Source organism: Lampropedia hyalina DSM 16112 (assembly GCF_900129055.1).
In the GTDB taxonomy this organism is placed as follows: domain Bacteria; phylum Pseudomonadota; class Gammaproteobacteria; order Burkholderiales; family Burkholderiaceae_C; genus Lampropedia; species Lampropedia hyalina.
In genome coordinates this window covers 1-16,451 of record NZ_FQUZ01000002.1, presented here as the reverse complement: position 1 = coordinate 16,451, position 16,451 = coordinate 1, and the positions used below count along the sequence as shown (strand labels likewise).

At 62.5% G+C, this 16,451-nt stretch carries 14 protein-coding genes; 5 read left to right on the top strand and 9 right to left on the bottom strand.

Annotated elements, in window-relative coordinates; genetic code table 11:
* Positions 1-307 precede the first annotated feature (307 nt).
* Together BUE21_RS00985 and BUE21_RS00980 are read left to right on the top strand one after the other, a co-directional pair.
* Positions 308-1,996 (top strand): STAS domain-containing protein, encoded by a 1,689-nt coding sequence (locus BUE21_RS00985; protein ID WP_143164358.1) that lies wholly within the window; start codon positions 308-310, stop codon positions 1,994-1,996.
* A 269-nt stretch (positions 1,997-2,265) separates the two neighbouring features.
* Positions 2,266-3,090: a class I SAM-dependent methyltransferase gene (locus tag BUE21_RS00980; RefSeq protein WP_073353604.1), complete on the top strand. Its 825-nt coding sequence runs from the start codon at positions 2,266-2,268 to the stop codon at positions 3,088-3,090.
* Between the two features lie 55 nt (positions 3,091-3,145).
* Here BUE21_RS00980 and BUE21_RS00975 read toward each other — a convergent pair whose 3' ends face one another.
* The 3 genes from BUE21_RS00975 to lplT form a co-directional block, all read right to left on the bottom strand.
* Positions 3,146-3,892 (bottom strand): tetratricopeptide repeat protein, encoded by a 747-nt coding sequence (locus BUE21_RS00975; protein ID WP_073353601.1) that lies wholly within the window; start codon positions 3,890-3,892, stop codon positions 3,146-3,148.
* 151 nt (positions 3,893-4,043) lie between these two features.
* Positions 4,044-4,844 (bottom strand): nucleotidyltransferase family protein, encoded by an 801-nt coding sequence (locus tag BUE21_RS00970; RefSeq protein ID WP_073353598.1) that lies wholly within the window; start codon positions 4,842-4,844, stop codon positions 4,044-4,046.
* Between the two features lie 31 nt (positions 4,845-4,875).
* Entirely contained in the window at positions 4,876-6,186 is a 1,311-nt protein-coding gene (gene lplT, locus BUE21_RS00965) for a lysophospholipid transporter LplT (RefSeq protein ID WP_073353595.1), read from the bottom strand.
* Positions 6,187-6,505: 319 nt separating this feature from the next.
* On the opposite strand from lplT, the gene alr reads away from it, so the two are divergent.
* Positions 6,506-7,642 carry an alanine racemase gene (gene alr / locus BUE21_RS00960; RefSeq protein ID WP_073353593.1) on the top strand — a complete coding sequence of 379 codons (1,137 nt, stop codon included), beginning with the start codon at positions 6,506-6,508 and terminating at the stop codon, positions 7,640-7,642.
* A gap of 36 nt (positions 7,643-7,678) precedes the next feature.
* Here the strand turns inward: alr and lnt are convergent, their stop codons facing one another.
* From lnt to BUE21_RS15165, 4 genes are all read right to left on the bottom strand, one after another.
* Positions 7,679-9,340: an apolipoprotein N-acyltransferase gene (gene lnt, locus BUE21_RS00955; RefSeq protein ID WP_073353590.1), complete on the bottom strand. Its 1,662-nt coding sequence runs from the start codon at positions 9,338-9,340 to the stop codon at positions 7,679-7,681.
* Between the two features lie 57 nt (positions 9,341-9,397).
* Positions 9,398-10,270 carry an HlyC/CorC family transporter gene (locus tag BUE21_RS00950; RefSeq protein WP_073353587.1) on the bottom strand — a complete coding sequence of 291 codons (873 nt, stop codon included), beginning with the start codon at positions 10,268-10,270 and terminating at the stop codon, positions 9,398-9,400.
* Positions 10,271-10,407: 137 nt separating this feature from the next.
* The gene (locus BUE21_RS15170; protein WP_073353584.1) at positions 10,408-10,785 is read right to left on the bottom strand and encodes a hypothetical protein; all 378 of its coding nucleotides are present in this window, start codon (positions 10,783-10,785) and stop codon (positions 10,408-10,410) included.
* A gap of 15 nt (positions 10,786-10,800) precedes the next feature.
* On the bottom strand, positions 10,801-11,193 hold the full coding sequence (locus BUE21_RS15165) for a hypothetical protein (protein ID WP_073353582.1): 393 nt from the start codon (positions 11,191-11,193) through the stop codon (positions 10,801-10,803).
* Between the two features lie 261 nt (positions 11,194-11,454).
* Between BUE21_RS15165 and BUE21_RS00935 the strand changes: the two genes are divergently transcribed.
* Entirely contained in the window at positions 11,455-12,921 is a 1,467-nt protein-coding gene (locus BUE21_RS00935) for a DEAD/DEAH box helicase (RefSeq protein WP_073353579.1), read from the top strand.
* Positions 12,922-12,945: 24 nt separating this feature from the next.
* Here the strand turns inward: BUE21_RS00935 and BUE21_RS00930 are convergent, their stop codons facing one another.
* Together BUE21_RS00930 and gcvA are read right to left on the bottom strand one after the other, a co-directional pair.
* A complete protein-coding gene (locus tag BUE21_RS00930; protein ID WP_073353576.1) occupies positions 12,946-14,283 on the bottom strand; it encodes an aspartate aminotransferase family protein in 1,338 nt (445 codons plus the stop codon).
* A 76-nt stretch (positions 14,284-14,359) separates the two neighbouring features.
* The gene (gene gcvA / locus BUE21_RS00925) at positions 14,360-15,274 is read right to left on the bottom strand and encodes a transcriptional regulator GcvA (RefSeq protein WP_073353861.1); all 915 of its coding nucleotides are present in this window, start codon (positions 15,272-15,274) and stop codon (positions 14,360-14,362) included.
* 123 nt (positions 15,275-15,397) lie between these two features.
* Between gcvA and BUE21_RS00920 the strand changes: the two genes are divergently transcribed.
* A partial coding sequence (locus tag BUE21_RS00920) for an acyl-CoA dehydrogenase (RefSeq protein ID WP_073353573.1) occupies positions 15,398-16,451 on the top strand: 1,054 nt, incomplete at its 3' end.

The window sequence follows — 16,451 nt, the reverse complement described above, 5'->3', positions numbered from 1 at the left end:
TGTTTCGTTATTTTGGCCAATCTTCATCATTTGTTGAGCATAATCAACAAATGACACTTTGGTATGAATATCCGAATGGCATACAGGCTGGTCCATTCAGGCTATATCCATTCAAGTGGTGTCATAAGGGTTTTGGCCGGGCATGGTACATTAGCTGCCTCAATGTTGGCAGTAAGGAGCGTGCTGCGGATAATCCAGTTTTCAAGGCAATCGGAATAATAAATGAATCGTCCATCGATAATCCGAAGGCTTTGGGGCATCTGAGAATATGACACGCCCGGGCGAAACTTGCAATCGGAGGGTGGGCATGAAGGACAATCCAGAGTCAGAGCAGACGACACCGGGCTTTCTGTCCAGGCTGTTGCTGTTCGTGCGCCATCCCACCAGGGACTGGAACGATCTGGGAACCTCCAGGCCAGCCAAAGCCCCGCAAGCTCTGGAGGCACGGCAGGAACAGGAGCAGTGCGAACGGGCCAGGCGCAACAATTTCATCCGCAAGACCGAGTTTGCCCGCATCCGCAAGATCATCCAGAGCCGCAAGAAACAGCCCCAGGCACCATTGATGGCCAACACGGATTTTCGTGCTTCCATGCTCGGACCAGAGCCGGGTACCGCCAGCCATATGGCCCGGCAGCAGCGGGTGGGCACCCTGCAAAAGATCGATGCCATCGAAAAAAAGCTGGCCCAGCAATGGTGGCAAACGGACCATCTGCCGGAACACGAGCAGGTTGGGGATGCACCGCCTGCCATGGCAGTGGCCCGTCCGACGACCATCGAAGCCGCCTGGGATGCGGCAGGCACGGCCCCGTTGGGAGAACCAGCACCACACTTCACACCCCTTGGTCGCTGGTTGCGAAAGGAACTGTTACAGTTGGAGCATCAGCCTTTGCTGGCATTGTGGCAGGAGAGGGTACTGCGGCGGCAGCAAAACACAGCGCATGGAGCGGATTCAAAGGATATTTGCATGTACGAGTCTGATTTGGAAGAAGCGGCCATTCTGTTTGCCAGTGACCGCATGGCAGAAACAGAAAGCTTGTTGTTGGATATTGTCAGAAAACAACCCATCGGCAGCGAGATTCAGCCTTTGCAGCCTTATCTGGATGTTTGGCTGACCTTGTTCGACCTGTACCGTGCCACTGGCAATCACGAGGGTTTCGATACCATGTCGATTGAGTTTGCCAGCCTGTTTGGACGCACTGCTCCGGTCTGGTTTTCGATTCCCGAACTGCTGGGGCAGGAACGGGCGAGCACGGCATCGAATGTGCGGCCATTTTCATGGTTAAGCCCCCCGGATTTGTCTGTCCAATCGCTGGCGACGGCGAGGACTCTGAAAAACCGTGCCTGCGCGCCTTATCAGCTCAATTGGAGCAAGCTGCTGGCTGTGCAGGAGGATGCGCTGGTCTCTCTGGCAGAAATGGTCACTGAGCTGGCGCAACAGCCGGGCGAAGTGGTCTTCATTGGCGGTGAACACTTGCTGGCATTGGTGCGTGAGCACACCCAGGTGGGGCAGCCTGATACACATCGGGGCTGGTGGTCGCTGTTGCTGGCCATTCTGTTCCTGATGGGCGATCAGGGGGCCTTCGACGAAGCCGCGCTGGATTTCACCATCACCTATGAAGAATCGCCGCCTTCATGGGTGGCCCCCAGAGCCAGCTATACCGATACGACCGAGACCTTGCCCGATTTGCTGGCAGAGGATGCTCTGGAGCCGCGTACAGGCCGTCAGAGTCAGTTGCAGGGAGTGATCGAAAACGATGCCGAGCAGGCACTGAATCAGGCGGTGTCCAGGCTGGAAGCGGGAGCGTCCGCGATCATCGAATGTGGTCATCTGATTCGCATTGATTTTCCGGCGGCGGGTTCGGTGCTGAACTGGGCCATCCAGCAGCGCGAACAGGGGCGCAATGTGGTTTTCCATCACCCCCATCATTTGATTGCGATCTTTTTCAATATTCTGGGCATTCATGAATACGCCACCATCGTGTTGCGCAAGAAATAAAGGCTTCGCCCCTGTGGGGACGGGGTAGCGTAGGCGGTTTCGGCCAGTCGGTTGGATGGTATGGGGTTTTCTGAATCGGGTGAACGTGAGGTTTGCCGGTGGCTGGGTCGGCACTGGCAGGTATGATGGACAGTGTGGAATCTGTTCCAGACACTGTGTGCAATCAAACAGGCGGATTCAGTCCGTACATGCCCTCAAGCCAGCGCAGCCTCCGATGGTATTTGGTCATCTGAAACAGCGTGCTGCCTGCCCATTCAGGAGACCCCACCATGAAACCCGATGTCAAGCTTGCCGGTGTACCACAGACCATGCTGTGGACGCTGTACCACCGGGCCGCCGAGTCCATGCGCCCCGACACCCTGCTGAAAGATGAAGCGGCAGAGCAGATCTACCGCCAGATCGATTTCAGTTTTCTGCACCATTTCGGCCCGCCGGATGGCTCGATTGCCGCGCGTGCCTGCCTGTTCGATGCCATCGTGTCGCAGTGGCTGGCGCAACACCCCAATGGCACAGTGGTGGAGCTGGGTTGCGGTCTGGAGACGCAGAATGCCCGCCTGGACAACGGGCAGGCCCAGTGGCTGCTGGTGGATCTGCCCGAGAGCCTGGCATGGCGGCAACGACTGGTCACCGACCACGCCCGTTGCCGGCACATTGCCCAGGATTGCCTGTCGCTGGAATGGATGGAACAAATCGACCCGGATGGCGCACTGATGGTCACGGTGCAGGGGCTGCTGATGTATTTCTCGCAGCAGCAGGTACGCGGGTTGCTGACCGCGATTCTGGAGCGTTTTCCCCGTGTCGAACTGGTGTTTGACGTGATTCCACCGTGGATCTCACTCTGGACCACCAGTCCGCTGGGATTCTGGAAGACCCCGTTCTACAAGGTGCCGCCCATGCCCTGGGGCGTGGTACCCACAGAGGTGGAGTCGCTGCTGTCGCAATGGTGTGCGCGACCGGTTGCGGTGCATGTCCAGCCCATCCGCAGCATTCGGCCTGATGTTTCGCCATGGCTCTGGCTGGACAACATGCCTTTTCTACAGGATCAATGGCCCGCCGTGGTGCATGTGCCTGCACAGAACCGAGTGGCCGGATGATTGCAGGGAAATTTCGAACCGGGTGCGTTTGTGCCCGCCGACCCGGTTCAAGGCGTCAGGACGGTGCACTGTCATTGCTGGCCGTTTGCAGCAACTGCACGACGGCCTGCTGCACCGGCTCCTGAAAGGCATTGTCCAGTTTGCCGCCAAAGGCCTGTACCCAGCCGGCGGCTTCCGAGGTGCTGTCCGATTGTGAGAGTACATCCACCATCAGCTCCAGCAGTTGCTCCAGCGATGGCAGGCCGCGCAGGTGCAGGCGTTCCGGGTCACTGCCCTTGGAGAGCTTCTCGAACAGTGTGCGCAGAATCTGCAACTGCTCGAATGCCTGTTCGTAGGCCTGCGCATCCCGCAGTGCACAGGCGTAGAAGTAATGCAGCATGGCGATGCTCGGTTGCGCGGCGGCATCTGCCGAAGCTTCATCGGCCTGGCTGCGCTGGCGTTCCAGGGCACGCTCGAAGGCTCCGGCTCCACGGGCGATTTCCCCGCCCAGGGTCGCGGAGGTGACCACATTGAACCAGTCGTTCAGGCTGTTGGTCTGGCGGGCCAGATCCTCGAAGATCGGCAGGGCCTTGGTGTATTTGCGCTGGTGGAACCAGACCAGCCCCAGCATCCGTTCGGCCCGTTGGGCGACGGGGCGGAATTTGGAGGTGGTGAGGGGGCGCAGTTGCTGTTCGAGTCCATCCAGCCGCTGTGCCTGCAACTCTTGCGATAAGAAGTCGAGGTCGGTTTGTTGTTCTTGCTCTGATCGTGCCAGTTCTGGGTGGTCTTGCTGCTGCCAGAGACCCTTGATGCGTTCCCACATGCCGATAATTCCTTTGCTGGTATGGCCCATTATGATTGGCGCGGGAGCCGCCTGTTGCGGTGGCGTTCCCGTCGCGCACAGGTTTCTATGGTAAACGAATGCAGCACCGGGCTGCGTGATGACTGTCGCTTATTTGCACCTTGGCAGGGAGTCAGAGATAGTGATGTGAATGGTCTGGGGCATTGACGGTTGCCAGTCGCGCGGGTGTGCCCACATCCACCCACGGGCCACGATAGAGTTCGGCACTGACGCGGCCCGCATCCATGGCCTTGCGCAGCAGCGGGGCCAGCGGTTGTGCCACTCCCTGGGGGTTGCCTGCGGGAATGTCGCACCAGGGCGACTGGAACAGTTCGCGGCGCAGCAGGGCCAGGCCGCTGTAGGTATAGAGCGTTTCCGGGAGCGGCTGTGCAGCACCGCAGGAGGCCGGGTTGATGGCCAGCCCGTCGGCCCCCAGTCCGAAGTCGCCTTGCGGGTGGTGCTCGGGGTTGGGCACCAGCCACAGGTGCGCCAGCAGGGGGCTGCTGCCAAAGCGGGCGCGCTGTGCCTCATCGAATTGCCAGCCGGGCATGAAGGCATCGCCAGCCACCAGCCAGAAGGTGTCTTCCAGTCGAGGCAGGGCGCGGGCAATGCCGCCGGCGGTTTCGATGCCTGCGCCAAAGTCCAAGTCTTCGCGCGAGTATTGCAGGTGCAGGCTGCCGTGCGCGCTGTGCAGGCCATCGCCCCAGCGGTGGGCGATCTGCTCACCCAGCCAGCCGGTGTTGATGAGGGCGTGGCCCACACCGGCCTGTTGCAGGGCTTCCAGGTGCCATTGCAGCAGGGGCTTGCCGTGAACGGGCAGCAGTGGCTTGGGGGTGTGGTCGGTCAGGGGCTGCATGCGCGCGCCGCGTCCGGCAGCCAGAATCATGGCTTGTGCCCGTGGTGGCAGGGCGGGTGGTGTGGCGGGCGGGGTCATGCGACGGTATTCTGCACAGGAAATGGGGCGATTATCTCTGCCGATGGTGATCGAGCCGGATCAGATGGTGTTCGTGCTCGATGGCCTCGTGGTGGTGCTGCATATTGTGGCGGTTCCAGAATGCGATCAGCAGCATGACCGCCATCACCATGATGCCGAACGATGTCATGGCCCCCCGTGCCGACAGCCCCAGCGTGGTGGCCAGCACATAGAGCATGCCCAGCAGCACGATGCACAGTTGTTCGTTGAAGTTCTGCACTGCAATCGAGCGGCCCGCGCCCATCAGCGAGTGTCCCCGGTGTTGCAGCAGGGCGTTCATCGGCACGACCAGGTAGCCGCCCAGAATGCCGACGAACACTAGGATCGGCACCACCAGCGCGATGTGGCCAATCCAGTGCATGGCCACGACCACCACGCCCATCAGAACGCCCAGGGGCAGTACCCGGGTGGCCTGATCCAGCCGGATGCGCATGGCCGATACCACGGCACCGATGGCCGTACCAATCGCCACCACACCCAGCAGCGCGGAGGACTGCGTGGTTCCCAGCCCCAGCACGGCGGCACTCCAGGCCAGTACGAGGTAGCGCAGATTGCCCGACGCACCCCAGAACAGCGTGGTGGTGGCCAGCGAGATCTGCCCCAGCTTGTCGCGCCAGAGGCGGCGGTTGGAACGCCAGAAATCCCGTGTCAGCACTTGCAGGCAGCCCAGTGGCCCCAGATTCTTGTTGCGCCACATCGGGCGGGTGGCCGCATTGGTGCGGGGAATGAAGATATTGATGGCCGCTGCCAGCCCATAGACCAACACGATCAGCCCCAGGGCCATTTGGATGCGGTCGTGCAGCAGCATCGAGAAACCGGGCAGATGCCAGTCCAGCATCCACAGGTACAGGCTTTCGCTCACCAGCACCCCGCCCAGCACCACCCCGAGGATGATGGAGGTGATTGTCAGTCCCTCCATCCAGCCGTTGGCCTTGACCAGCATGGATGGCGGCAGCAGCTCTGTCAGGATGCCGTATTTGGCCGGGGAATACACGGCTGCGCCCAGGCCCACCAGCGCGTAGGACAGCAGCGGGTGCGAGCCATACATCATCATCACACAGCCCACGACCTTGATGGCGTTGCTCATGAACATGACGCGCCCTTTCGGGTAGGCATCGGCAAAGGCTCCGACGAACGGCGCGAGCAGCACATAGAACAGTGCGAACATCGGCACCAGCGCGGCACTCTGCCAGGGGTGCGCGCCGCCGGTACGCAACATCTCGACCGCCACCACGAACAGGGCATTGTCTGCCAGCGAGCTGAAGAACTGCGCCGACATGATCTTGGAAAAACCGGGTTTCATGGGTGTGTGCTGGTCTGAGGAAGGGGTAATGGCAAGGAGTTGCCCAAGGCGACCTGACAAATCCGTCAAAGAAGGCTCGCAAGCCCATGACATCGTGCGAATCCACCGCCACGCTTCGCTGCGGTGGTCTGTTGCTGGCGATGGCAAGGCGTTATATCACACTGCCAAGGCAGCCCTGTGAGGGAAGGTCAGCAAAATCCGCCTTGCGCTGCATCCCATTGGCGGGCACAGGCTTGCCGAAGCATTTGCGGCTTCGCCACAGTGCCACAATCGAAGGCTTCGTCTTTTCGGATGCCTGCCCCGGTTGCAGCAAGCCCTTATGCCCCGCCCCATTCAAGCCATCATCCACCAGTCTGCCCTGCGGCACAACCTGGCAGTCATGCGCCGCCATGTGCCCGATTCGCGCATCATGTCGGTCGTCAAGGCCAACGCCTACGGTCATGGTATCGAGAATGCCTATGCCGGTCTGCGTGCCAGTGATGGCTTCGCACTGCTGGAAGTGGATGAGGCGCAGCGCGTGCGTGCGCTGGGCTGGCGTGGCCCGATTCTGCTGCTGGAAGGCGTGTTTGATGCCCGCGACCTGGAACTGTGCTCCCGCCTGGGGCTGTGGCACACCGTACACTGCGACGAACAGATCGACATGCTGGCGGCCCACAAGACGCATGTGCCGCATCGGGTTTTTCTCAAGCTGAATGCAGGCATGAACCGCTTGGGCTTCACGCCCGCGCGCTATCGCGCTGCGTGGTCGCGCCTGAATGCCCTGCCGCAAGTGGAAGAAGTCTCCTTCATGATGCACTTCAGCGATGCCGACCGTTATGGCATGGATGCCTCGGATACTACTGCGGTAGCCACCCCGCTGGCCATGTTCCAGCAAGTGACGCAGGATTTGCCCGGCGAACGCTGCATCTGCAACAGTGCTGCCTTGCTGCGCTTTGGCCAGCCACAGCAGATGGGGCTGGATTGGGTGCGTGCCGGCATTGCCCTGTATGGCAGTGCGCCCGACTACCCGCACCGCACCGCCACAGACTGGAATTTGCAACCTGCCATGAGCCTGCGCAGTCGCATCATTGCCGTGCAGCAATTGCAGCCGGGCGACACGGTGGGCTATGGTTCCACGTTCGTGGCCGAGCGGCCCATGCGCCTCGGGGTGGTCGCCTGTGGCTATGCCGATGGCTATCCGCGCATTTGCGGCACGGGCACGCCAGTGCTGGTCGATGGCGTGGCCAGCCGCACCATCGGGCGCGTCAGCATGGACATGCTGGCCGTTGATCTGGAGCCTGCACGGGCTGCTGGGCGCGCTGCTGGATATGGCAGTGAGGTGGTGCTGTGGGGGCGTTCCAGCCACGGGACATCACTGTCCATCGATACCGTGGCCGCCCACGCCCAGACGGTGGGCTATGAACTGATGTGTGCCGTGGCCGCTCGCGTGCCAGTGTTGGTGGAGGAGTTGGCTTAGCCCTGGTCTCCTGGGGCAGGCTCACCGCAGCGTATTTCAATATTGCGTTACCCGTTTCCAGAACATTCCGGCAATTACCAGCAGGGTCAGGGTCGCCAGCCAGGCGGGCAGCAGGCCGAAGGCACTGCTCCAGCGGGCAAACGGTGTGATGCTGTCGAGGTGACCATCCTGCCCGACTCCCGTCACGCTGGCGTGCAGCACATGGCGCGTGGCACGCGGTGCCATGGCCTGCACCACGCCCCGGTGGTCGATCACGGCAGTGGCTCCGGTGTTGGTGGCGCGTACCATTGGGCGTTCCAGCTCCAGCGTGCGCATGCGGCTGATGTGCAGGTGTTGGTCGATGGCCACGCCATCACCAAACCAGCCGATGTTGCTGAAGTTCACCAGCACGGTCGGGGCTTCGGCAGGGGTGGCGAAGCGGCGCGCCAGTTCCTCGCCAAACAAGTCTTCATAGCAGATGTTGGGGGCGAAGCGTTCGCCGCGCCACTGGAAGGAGGGCTGTGCCAGCGTGCCCCGGTCGAAGTCGCCCAGGGGGATATTCATCAGGTCCGTGAACCAGCGGAACAGGGGCGGGATGAATTCGCCAAAGGGCACCAGATGCGATTTGCTGTACACATAATCGGCATTGCCCGGCTGCACGCCCACCACCGAATTGGTATAGCCGTCCTCGAAGTTGCCCAGCGGGATACCCGTCAGCATGGCCTGCCCGGCTCCCTGGCGGAAATGCCCTTCGATGCGCCGCCAGTAGCCTGGGGGCAGGTCGGTCTTCAGCAGCGCAATGGCCGTCTCGGGAGCAATGACCAGCTGGGCTTCGCTGGTCAGCAATTGCTGTCCGTACCAGCTCAGCGCGTCGGGAATGCCCTTGCCGGGCATGAATTTTTCTTCCTGCGGAATATTGCCCTGCAACAGGGCCAGCGTGACGCTCAGGTGGGGCGGCTGATGCAGGCGGGCATCGAATTGATCGAACTGTCGCTGCTGCCAGGATTGCCCCCACCACAGGGCTGCGGCCACGGCCCCCAGCCAGACGAAGGCGGATGCCACCCGAATGCCCGACAGCGGCAGGCGCGCCACGCTGATGAACCGCCCGAAGATGTAGGCGATGATGCTGATGATGCTGAAGGCCACCAGCACTGACAGGAAAGCCGCCACATAACCCACGCCATACACCCCGACATAGCGGGCCAGCCAGGCGAGCGGGCCATCGACATGCGCATAGCCAATCGCACCCCACGGGAAGCCAGTGAGCCATTGCCCCCGTGCGAGTTCGGCCAGCGTCCAGCACGCGCCGAACATCATGGCACTGCCCCAGTAGCCGCGCACCCGCATCTTCCAGTACAGCGCGCCTGCCACAGCGTAGTACAGCCCCAGAAATGCGGCCAGGGCCACGATGGCCAGCACTGTCATGGCCAGATTCAATCCGGCATAGACGTGCATGGAGATATAGAGCCACCAGAATACGCTCACCAGCCAGCAGGTGGCGAACCACCAGGCACGCCGGGCTGCCGACCAGACCGTGCGACTGGCATCCAGTGTCAGGAAGAAGCCTGCCAGTGCAAGCACCTGCAACCACCAGGTGGTGCTGCCATCTGTGGGGGAGGCCAGCGCGTATGCCTGTAGATAGCCCACGACCGGCAGAAACAGAAAAACCAGCAACCGCCCGATGCGGTGGTACAGATGGACATGGGCCAGGCGAGTCATAAACCGAAATCAACCAAAATGCAGAAGGCCGCGCCGTGTGTTGCGCATGGCCGGGCTTCAGGCCGGCTGGGCCACAGGCCGCACCCGGAACCAGTGCACTGCTCCGCCCTTGACGTGCAGCACCTCGAAATCCAGCCCTGCCAGCACCACATGCTGGCCGCGTTCGGGCACTTGCCCGGCGTGGTGTGCCACCAGGCCGCCGATGGTGTCGAATTCGTCCTCTGTCTGTGGCGATTGCAGCGTGACACCAAAGGTTTCCTCGACACGCGCGATGGCCGTGTTGCCGTTGATGCGCAGCGAATGGTCGGCCAGTGCGAAGATGTTGCCGTCGTCCTCTTCCGGGATGTCGAATTCATCCTCGATGTCCCCGACGATCTGCTCCAGCACGTCTTCAATGGTGACCAGGCCGGAAATGCGCCCGAACTCGTCGAGCAGCACGGCCATGTGGTTGCGTTGCAGGCGGAATTCGCGCAGCACATCGTTCAGCCCCTTGCTTTCGGGCAGCAGCAGCGGGGGGCGCAACAAAGCGCGGATGTTCAGGTTCGGGGCGCGCTGGAGTTTGAGCAAGTCCTTGGCCAGCAGAATGCCGATGATGTTCTCGCGCGAGTCCTGGTACACCGGAAAACGCGAGTGGGCGGTGTGGATGACCTCGCGCAGGTTGTCCTCGAACGGCGCATTCACATCCAGCATGTCGATCCGGGGAGCCGCCACCATGACATCGGCGGCCGTCATGTCGGCCATGCGGATGACGCGCTCCAGCGTGATGCGCGTATCGGCATCGATGATGTCCTTGTCTTCCACCTCGCCAATGGTTTCGATCAGGTCGTCGGCATTGGCCGGGGCCGGGTGCAGCAGTTCGGCCAGACGCTGGCGCAGGCTGCGCCGGGTGTCTTTTTCAGGAGGGCGTGAAGGGGGGTGGTCGGCGGTCACTGTCGTGAAGGTGCGCAGGGCAGGGCGCAGGAAAAGTCAAACATGATGGGAGCATAACGGATTATCGGTACGGTTTTGTGAATCCTGTGTGCCCTGGCAACCATGTTGCGATGTGCTGGTGCGCCGGTGGTGCCCCCTTATGAGTGATCGGGGTGTTTCGGTGTGGCCGCAGGTTCGGCGGGGGCATTTTCCTGCCCGGTGCCTGCCGCCGGAGGCAGGCCGCGCAGGCTGCGCTGCCATTTCTGCAAGTTCTCGAAAAGGTCTTGCACATGATTGGCCTGCACTTTGAGCTGGTAGTCGAACTCGGCATAGTGCTCTTCGATGGCTTCGGCCATGTGCGAGTTGAAGTTGGCCGGTGGCAGTTTCAGGAAGGCTTCGGATTCGATGCCGTCACGGTGTACCGTGGAGCCGGCATTGCGGGCAATGCGCAGCATCGGGGTGTTTTCCGACAGGGCATGGACGTACATCTGCTCCACCCCGGCATTGCGGGCATGGATGACGGCGCGGTCGTACATGCGCGCGCCCAACCCCTACCCCCGGTAATGGCTTAGCACGGACACGCCGAACTCGGCGGTGGTTTCGTTGCCCTCGGCATAGGCCAGGTGGGCCACGGCAATCAATTCCAGCTTGCGGTTGAGGATGCCGAAGACCTCGTCGCGGGAGAAGTCCAGCCCCTGGACATAGCTGCCCACCTGCACGTCGGTGGCCGGGTAGCCGAAGCGCAGGTAGCGGTCGCGCGAGGACAGGCTCAGCAGGTGGTGACGAATCTGCTCGCGCTGTGCCGGGCCCAGCGAGCGAATCGGGATCATCAGCGGCAGGGCGCGGGTCTTGGGTGGCGCGGGCGGGGTGGCTTGCGTGTGGCCCTGTCCAGACGCTGATGCCTGAATCGAGCCGGAATGCGGTGGCTTGGCAGGAGGGTTCATGGCGCAAAAGCGGGACAAGGGCGGTCAGGAAAAGCCGGAGGCGGCAGCCGCCAGCATACGGGAGTGAATTCTCTTATTGTGCATTGCAGCATTATGCGATATCGTGTATCAGTATATGAATTACAAGGGTATTGTGCCGGGCCATGCCCGCACCGGTGCGCATTGAGCTGCCATCCATCGTCATGGTGTGCATCAGGGCCTGATGGGGTATGAGGGTTTTTCCGGTTTGTTTTCGCACAGGGTGCGACAATTACGAGTTACATGACCAAAGCATTCACAACCATTCTTCTTGCTGAACCGATTCAGCGCGCGATTGCCCAGATGGGGTTCACCACCATGACACCCATTCAGGAACAGGCCATCCCGGTGGTGCTGGCCGGGCAGGACGTGATGGGCGCGGCGCAGACCGGCACGGGCAAGACGGCGGCATTCGCGCTGCCGCTGCTTCAGCGGTTGCTCAAGCACGAGAACAGCTCCATGTCGCCTGCGCGCCATCCGGTGCGGGCCTTGGTGCTGCTGCCCACGCGCGAACTGGCCGACCAGGTGGCCGCGCAGATCGCGCAGTTCGCCCAGTTCACCAAGTTGCGCAGTGCCGTGGTGTTCGGCGGTGTGGACATGAAGCCCCAGACGGCCGAACTCAAGGGCGGCGTGGAAGTGCTGGTGGCCACGCCAGGGCGGCTGCTCGACCATCTGGAAGCCAAGTCCACGTCCCTGAGCCAGGTGGAATATGTGGTGCTGGACGAGGCCGACCGCATGCTGGACATCGGCTTTCTGCCCGACTTGCAGCGCATTCTGTCGCACCTGCCGAAGGCGGGCCGCACCACGCTGCTGTTCTCGGCCACGTTCTCGCCGGAAATCAAGCGGCTGGCGGGCAGCTATCTGCAAGACCCGGTGCTGATCGAGGTGGCGCGCCCGAATGCCACGGCATCGTCCATAGAACAGCGTTTCTACGCGGTGGCGGAAGACGACAAACGCCGTGCCCTGCTCGCACTGTTTCAGGAATACGCCTGCCCGCAGGCATTCGTGTTCGTGAACAGCCGCCTGGGTTGCGCCCGGCTGGCGCGTTCGCTGGAGCGCGATGGTTTGCGCACGGCGGCACTGCATGGCGACAAGAGCCAGGAAGAACGCCTGAAATCGCTGGAAGCATTCAAGGCAGGTGAGGTACAGATGCTCATCTGCACGGATGTGGCCGCTCGCGGGCTGGACATCAAGGACGTGCCTGCCGTGTTCAATTACGACGTGCCTTTCCACGCCGAAGACTATGTCCACCGCATTGGCCGTACCGGGCGCGGCGGTGCGTCGGGGCAGGCGTTCACACTGGTGGCGGACAGCGATGGCAAATCCATCAAGGAAATCGCCAAGCTCATCGGCAAGGACGTGCAGCCGCAGCCTTTGTCCTTGGCTCGACCCGCTCGGCGCGACGAAGGCAGTGCCCGTCCTGCCCAGGGCAGTGGCCGCAGCCGCGAGGCCTATCCGGCCCCTGCACGCCGCGAGGTGCGCGAGGATCGGCTCTCCTCCTACCGCCGTGCCCCATCCAACCCGCAAGACCCCTTCTTCAACCAGCCGTATCAGGAATCGTCCGCTGGCACTCCACCGGCCTGGGAACCTGCGACCAAGGCGGGCAGTGCCAGCCACAGTGCGGCGCGCCGTTCCGTCAATATCAAAAGCCGCAACCGCGTTGCCGCCCTGCTCAAGCCGCAGGATGCCGGGTCGGCGGCGGGTAAATAAACGGCTCTTCAGCTATCGTCTGGTTCAGGACTGCGCGGTTTCGGTGAGCACTTCATCGTAAGTCGCCAGGGCCTGCTGCACCTGGGCGGCGGTGACCACCAGCGGCGGCGCGACGTGGATGCGGTTGTCGGCGATGAACGGCAACAGGCCGCGTTGCAGCAGGGCATTCTTGATGCGCTGCATGGCGGCGGCGGTCAGCGGGGTCTTGTGTTCGCGCTCATTCACCAGTTCGATGGCCCAGAACAGCCCCAGTCCGCGCACCTCGCCCACGCAAGCGTGTTGCTCGGCCAGTGCGGCCAGACCCGGCCCCAGCACCTCAGCCCCGATGCGGGCGGCGTTTTCCACCATGTTTTCTTCCGTCATGGCATCCAGCGTGGCGACGATGGCGGCCATGGCCAGCGGGTGGCCGGAATAGGTCAGCCCGCCGGGGAAGTAGCGGTCCTCGAAATAATTGGCGATGGGCTGTGAAATGACGACCCCGCCTGCGGGCACATAGCCCGAGTTCACGCCCTTGGCGAAGGTGATGAGGTCGGGCGTGACACCGTAGTGGTCCAGCGCGAGGCGTTGGCCGGTGCGGCCAAAACCGCACATGACTTCGTCCAGAATCAGCACGATGCCGAATTCATCAGCCAGTGCCCGCACCCCTTGCAGATAACCCGGTGGCGGCACCAGAATGCCGGCCGTGCCGGGCACTGTTTCCAGCAGCAGCGCGGCGATCTGGCCAGGGCCTTCCAGGGTGATGATGCGCCGCAGATGGTGCAGCGCACGTTCGCATTCTTCTTCCGGGGTCTGGGCGTGGAATTCCGAGCGGTACAGGTAGGGGTTGAAGAAATGCACATGCCCGCGTGCGTATTCGTTGGGCAGCCGCCGGGGGTCGCCGGTGGCGACGATGGCTGCGCCGGTGTTGCCGTGGTAGGAACGGTAGGCCGACAGCACCTTGTCGCGCCCGGTGTAGAGCCGCGCCATGCGAATGGCGTTTTCCACCGCATCGGCCCCGGCGTTCGTGAAGAACACCTTCGCAAAGCCTTCGGGCGACCAGTCGATGATGCGCCGTGCCGCTTCGCCCCGCTGCCAGTTGGCGGTGGACGGGGCAATCGTCGTCAGTTGTGCGGCCTGCGCCTGAATCGCCGCTACCACCTTGGGGTGCTGGTGGCCGATGTTGGTATTGACCAACTGGCTGGAGAAATCCAGGTAACGGCGGCCATCGTAATCCCACAGTTCGCAGCCTGCGCCGCCTGCAATCACCAGTGGATCAAGCGTGCGCTGCACCGACCAGGAATGGAACACATATTGGCGATCCAGTGCGTACACGCTGGGATTATTGGGAGTCCGGGAGGCGTTGGAAGGGGGAAGGGAAGTCATGGCAAGTGTCGGTGGCAATGGTGGCAAAGCGGCTATTGTAGAAAGGTCGAATGTTGGATGCGGGTTCTGGCCTGTTTCAATGGGTGTTGTCCGGTAGTGGCAGGCACTCCTGCACCTGCTGCACCAGCCAGTGCCGGAAGGCTTCCAGTGCGGGGCGTTGCGCCTTGCGCTCGGGCATGATGAGGTAATAGGCGCGCTCCGTCACCAGGGCCTGCTGGCAGGGGATCAGCAACGCGCCGCTGTCGAGTTCGCGCTGAATCAGGAAGGGCGGAATCAGGGCCACGCCCATGCGCTCGATGGCTGCCTGCGCCAGCATGGAGAACAGCTCCAGCCGCATCCCGGCCATATCGTGCGCAATGTGCAGCCCGGCCGCCTCGAACCACTGCCGCCAGGCGTAGGGGCGCGTGGTCTGTTGCAGCAGCGGCAGCGTGGCAATCTGTGCCGGGGTCATGTGGGGGGACACGCCTGCCAGATGGGGGCTGCACACCGGCACCGGGTATTCGTGCATCAGAAAATGCGCCTCGGTGCCCGGCCAGCCCGCATCGCCAAAGTACAGGGCAGCATCGAACTCGGTCTGATCGAACAGAAAAGGCCGGGTTTGCGTGTGCATGTGAATGTTCACCAGCGGATGCGCCTGCTGAAACCGGGGCAGGCGCGGCAGCAGCCAGCGCGTGGCGAAGGTGGGAACCACCGCCAGCTCCAGCGTGGTGCTGGCCCCCTGCTGCGCCATCACGGCCAGCGTGTCGCGCGCCAGCGCGTCCAGGCGCGGGGTGATCTGGCGGCAGTAGTCCTGCCCGGCCTCGGTCAGTTGCACGCCGCGCCGGGTGCGGCGAAACAGGGCCACGCCCAGAAAATCCTCCAGCGTGGCAATCTGGCGGCAGATGGCACTCTGGGTCAGGGCCAGCTCGTCGGCGGCACGGGTGAAACTCTCATGCCGGGCGGCGGCCTCGAAGGCGAGCAGGGCGTGGGTGCTGGGAATCTTGCGGCGCATGGCGGCCATCATAAAGACGAAGTGCGGAAAGCGCACAGGTTTCTGCGAAATTTTCGTTTGTCATGACCTTTTGTGATTCCTAGAATGCAATTACTGCAATTCAACCTTCACAGGAGACCCCTCATGACGCACGCCAAGCCCCGCTTCCAATGGGAAGACCCACTGAACCTGGAAAGCCAGCTCAGCGAAGACGAACGCCAGATCCGCGATGCCGCCCACGCCTACGCCCAGGACAAGCTCAAGCCGCGCGTGCAACTGGCCTTCCGCCACGAATCCACCGACCCGGCCATCTTCCGCGAAATGGGCGAGATCGGCCTGCTGGGAGCCACCATCCCCGAACAGTACGGCGGCGCGGGCCTGAACTACGTCGCCTACGGCCTGATTGCCCGCGAAGTCGAGCGCGTCGATTCCGGCTACCGCTCCATGATGAGCGTGCAATCCTCGCTGGTGATGGTACCCATCAACGAATTCGGCAACGAAGCGACCAAACAGAAATACCTGCCCAAACTCGCCTCGGGCGAATGGATAGGGTGCTTTGGCCTGACCGAACCCAACCACGGCTCCGACCCCGGCAGCATGATTACCCGTGCCCGCACGGTCGAAGGCGGCTACAGCCTGTCCGGCTCCAAGATGTGGATCACCAACAGCCCGATTGCCGACGTATTCGTGGTCTGGGCCAAGGACGATGAAGGGCAGATTCGCGGCTTCGTGCTGGAGAAGGGCTGGAAAGGGCTGTCGGCCCCGGCCATCCACGGCAAGGTGGGCCTGCGGGCCTCCATCACCGGTGAAATCGTCATGGACGAAGTATTCGTTCCCGAAGAAAACGCCTTCCCCGAAGTGCGTGGTCTCAAAGGCCCGTTCACCTGCCTGAACAGTGCGCGCTACGGCATCGCCTGGGGCGCGCTGGGAGCAGCGGAAGACTGCCTGGCCGTGGCGCGGCAATACACACTGGATCGCAAGCAGTTTGGCCGTCCGCTGGCGGCCAACCAGCTCATCCAGAAGAAGCTGGCCGATGCGCTGACGGAAATCCACCTGGGGCTGCAAGGCTGCCTGCAAGTGGGGCGGCTCAAAGACCTGCATCAGGCTCCGGTGGAGATCACCTCCATCATCAAGCGCAACAGTTGCGGCAAGGCACTGGAGATTGCGCGGCTGGCGCGGGACATGCTGGGGGGCAATG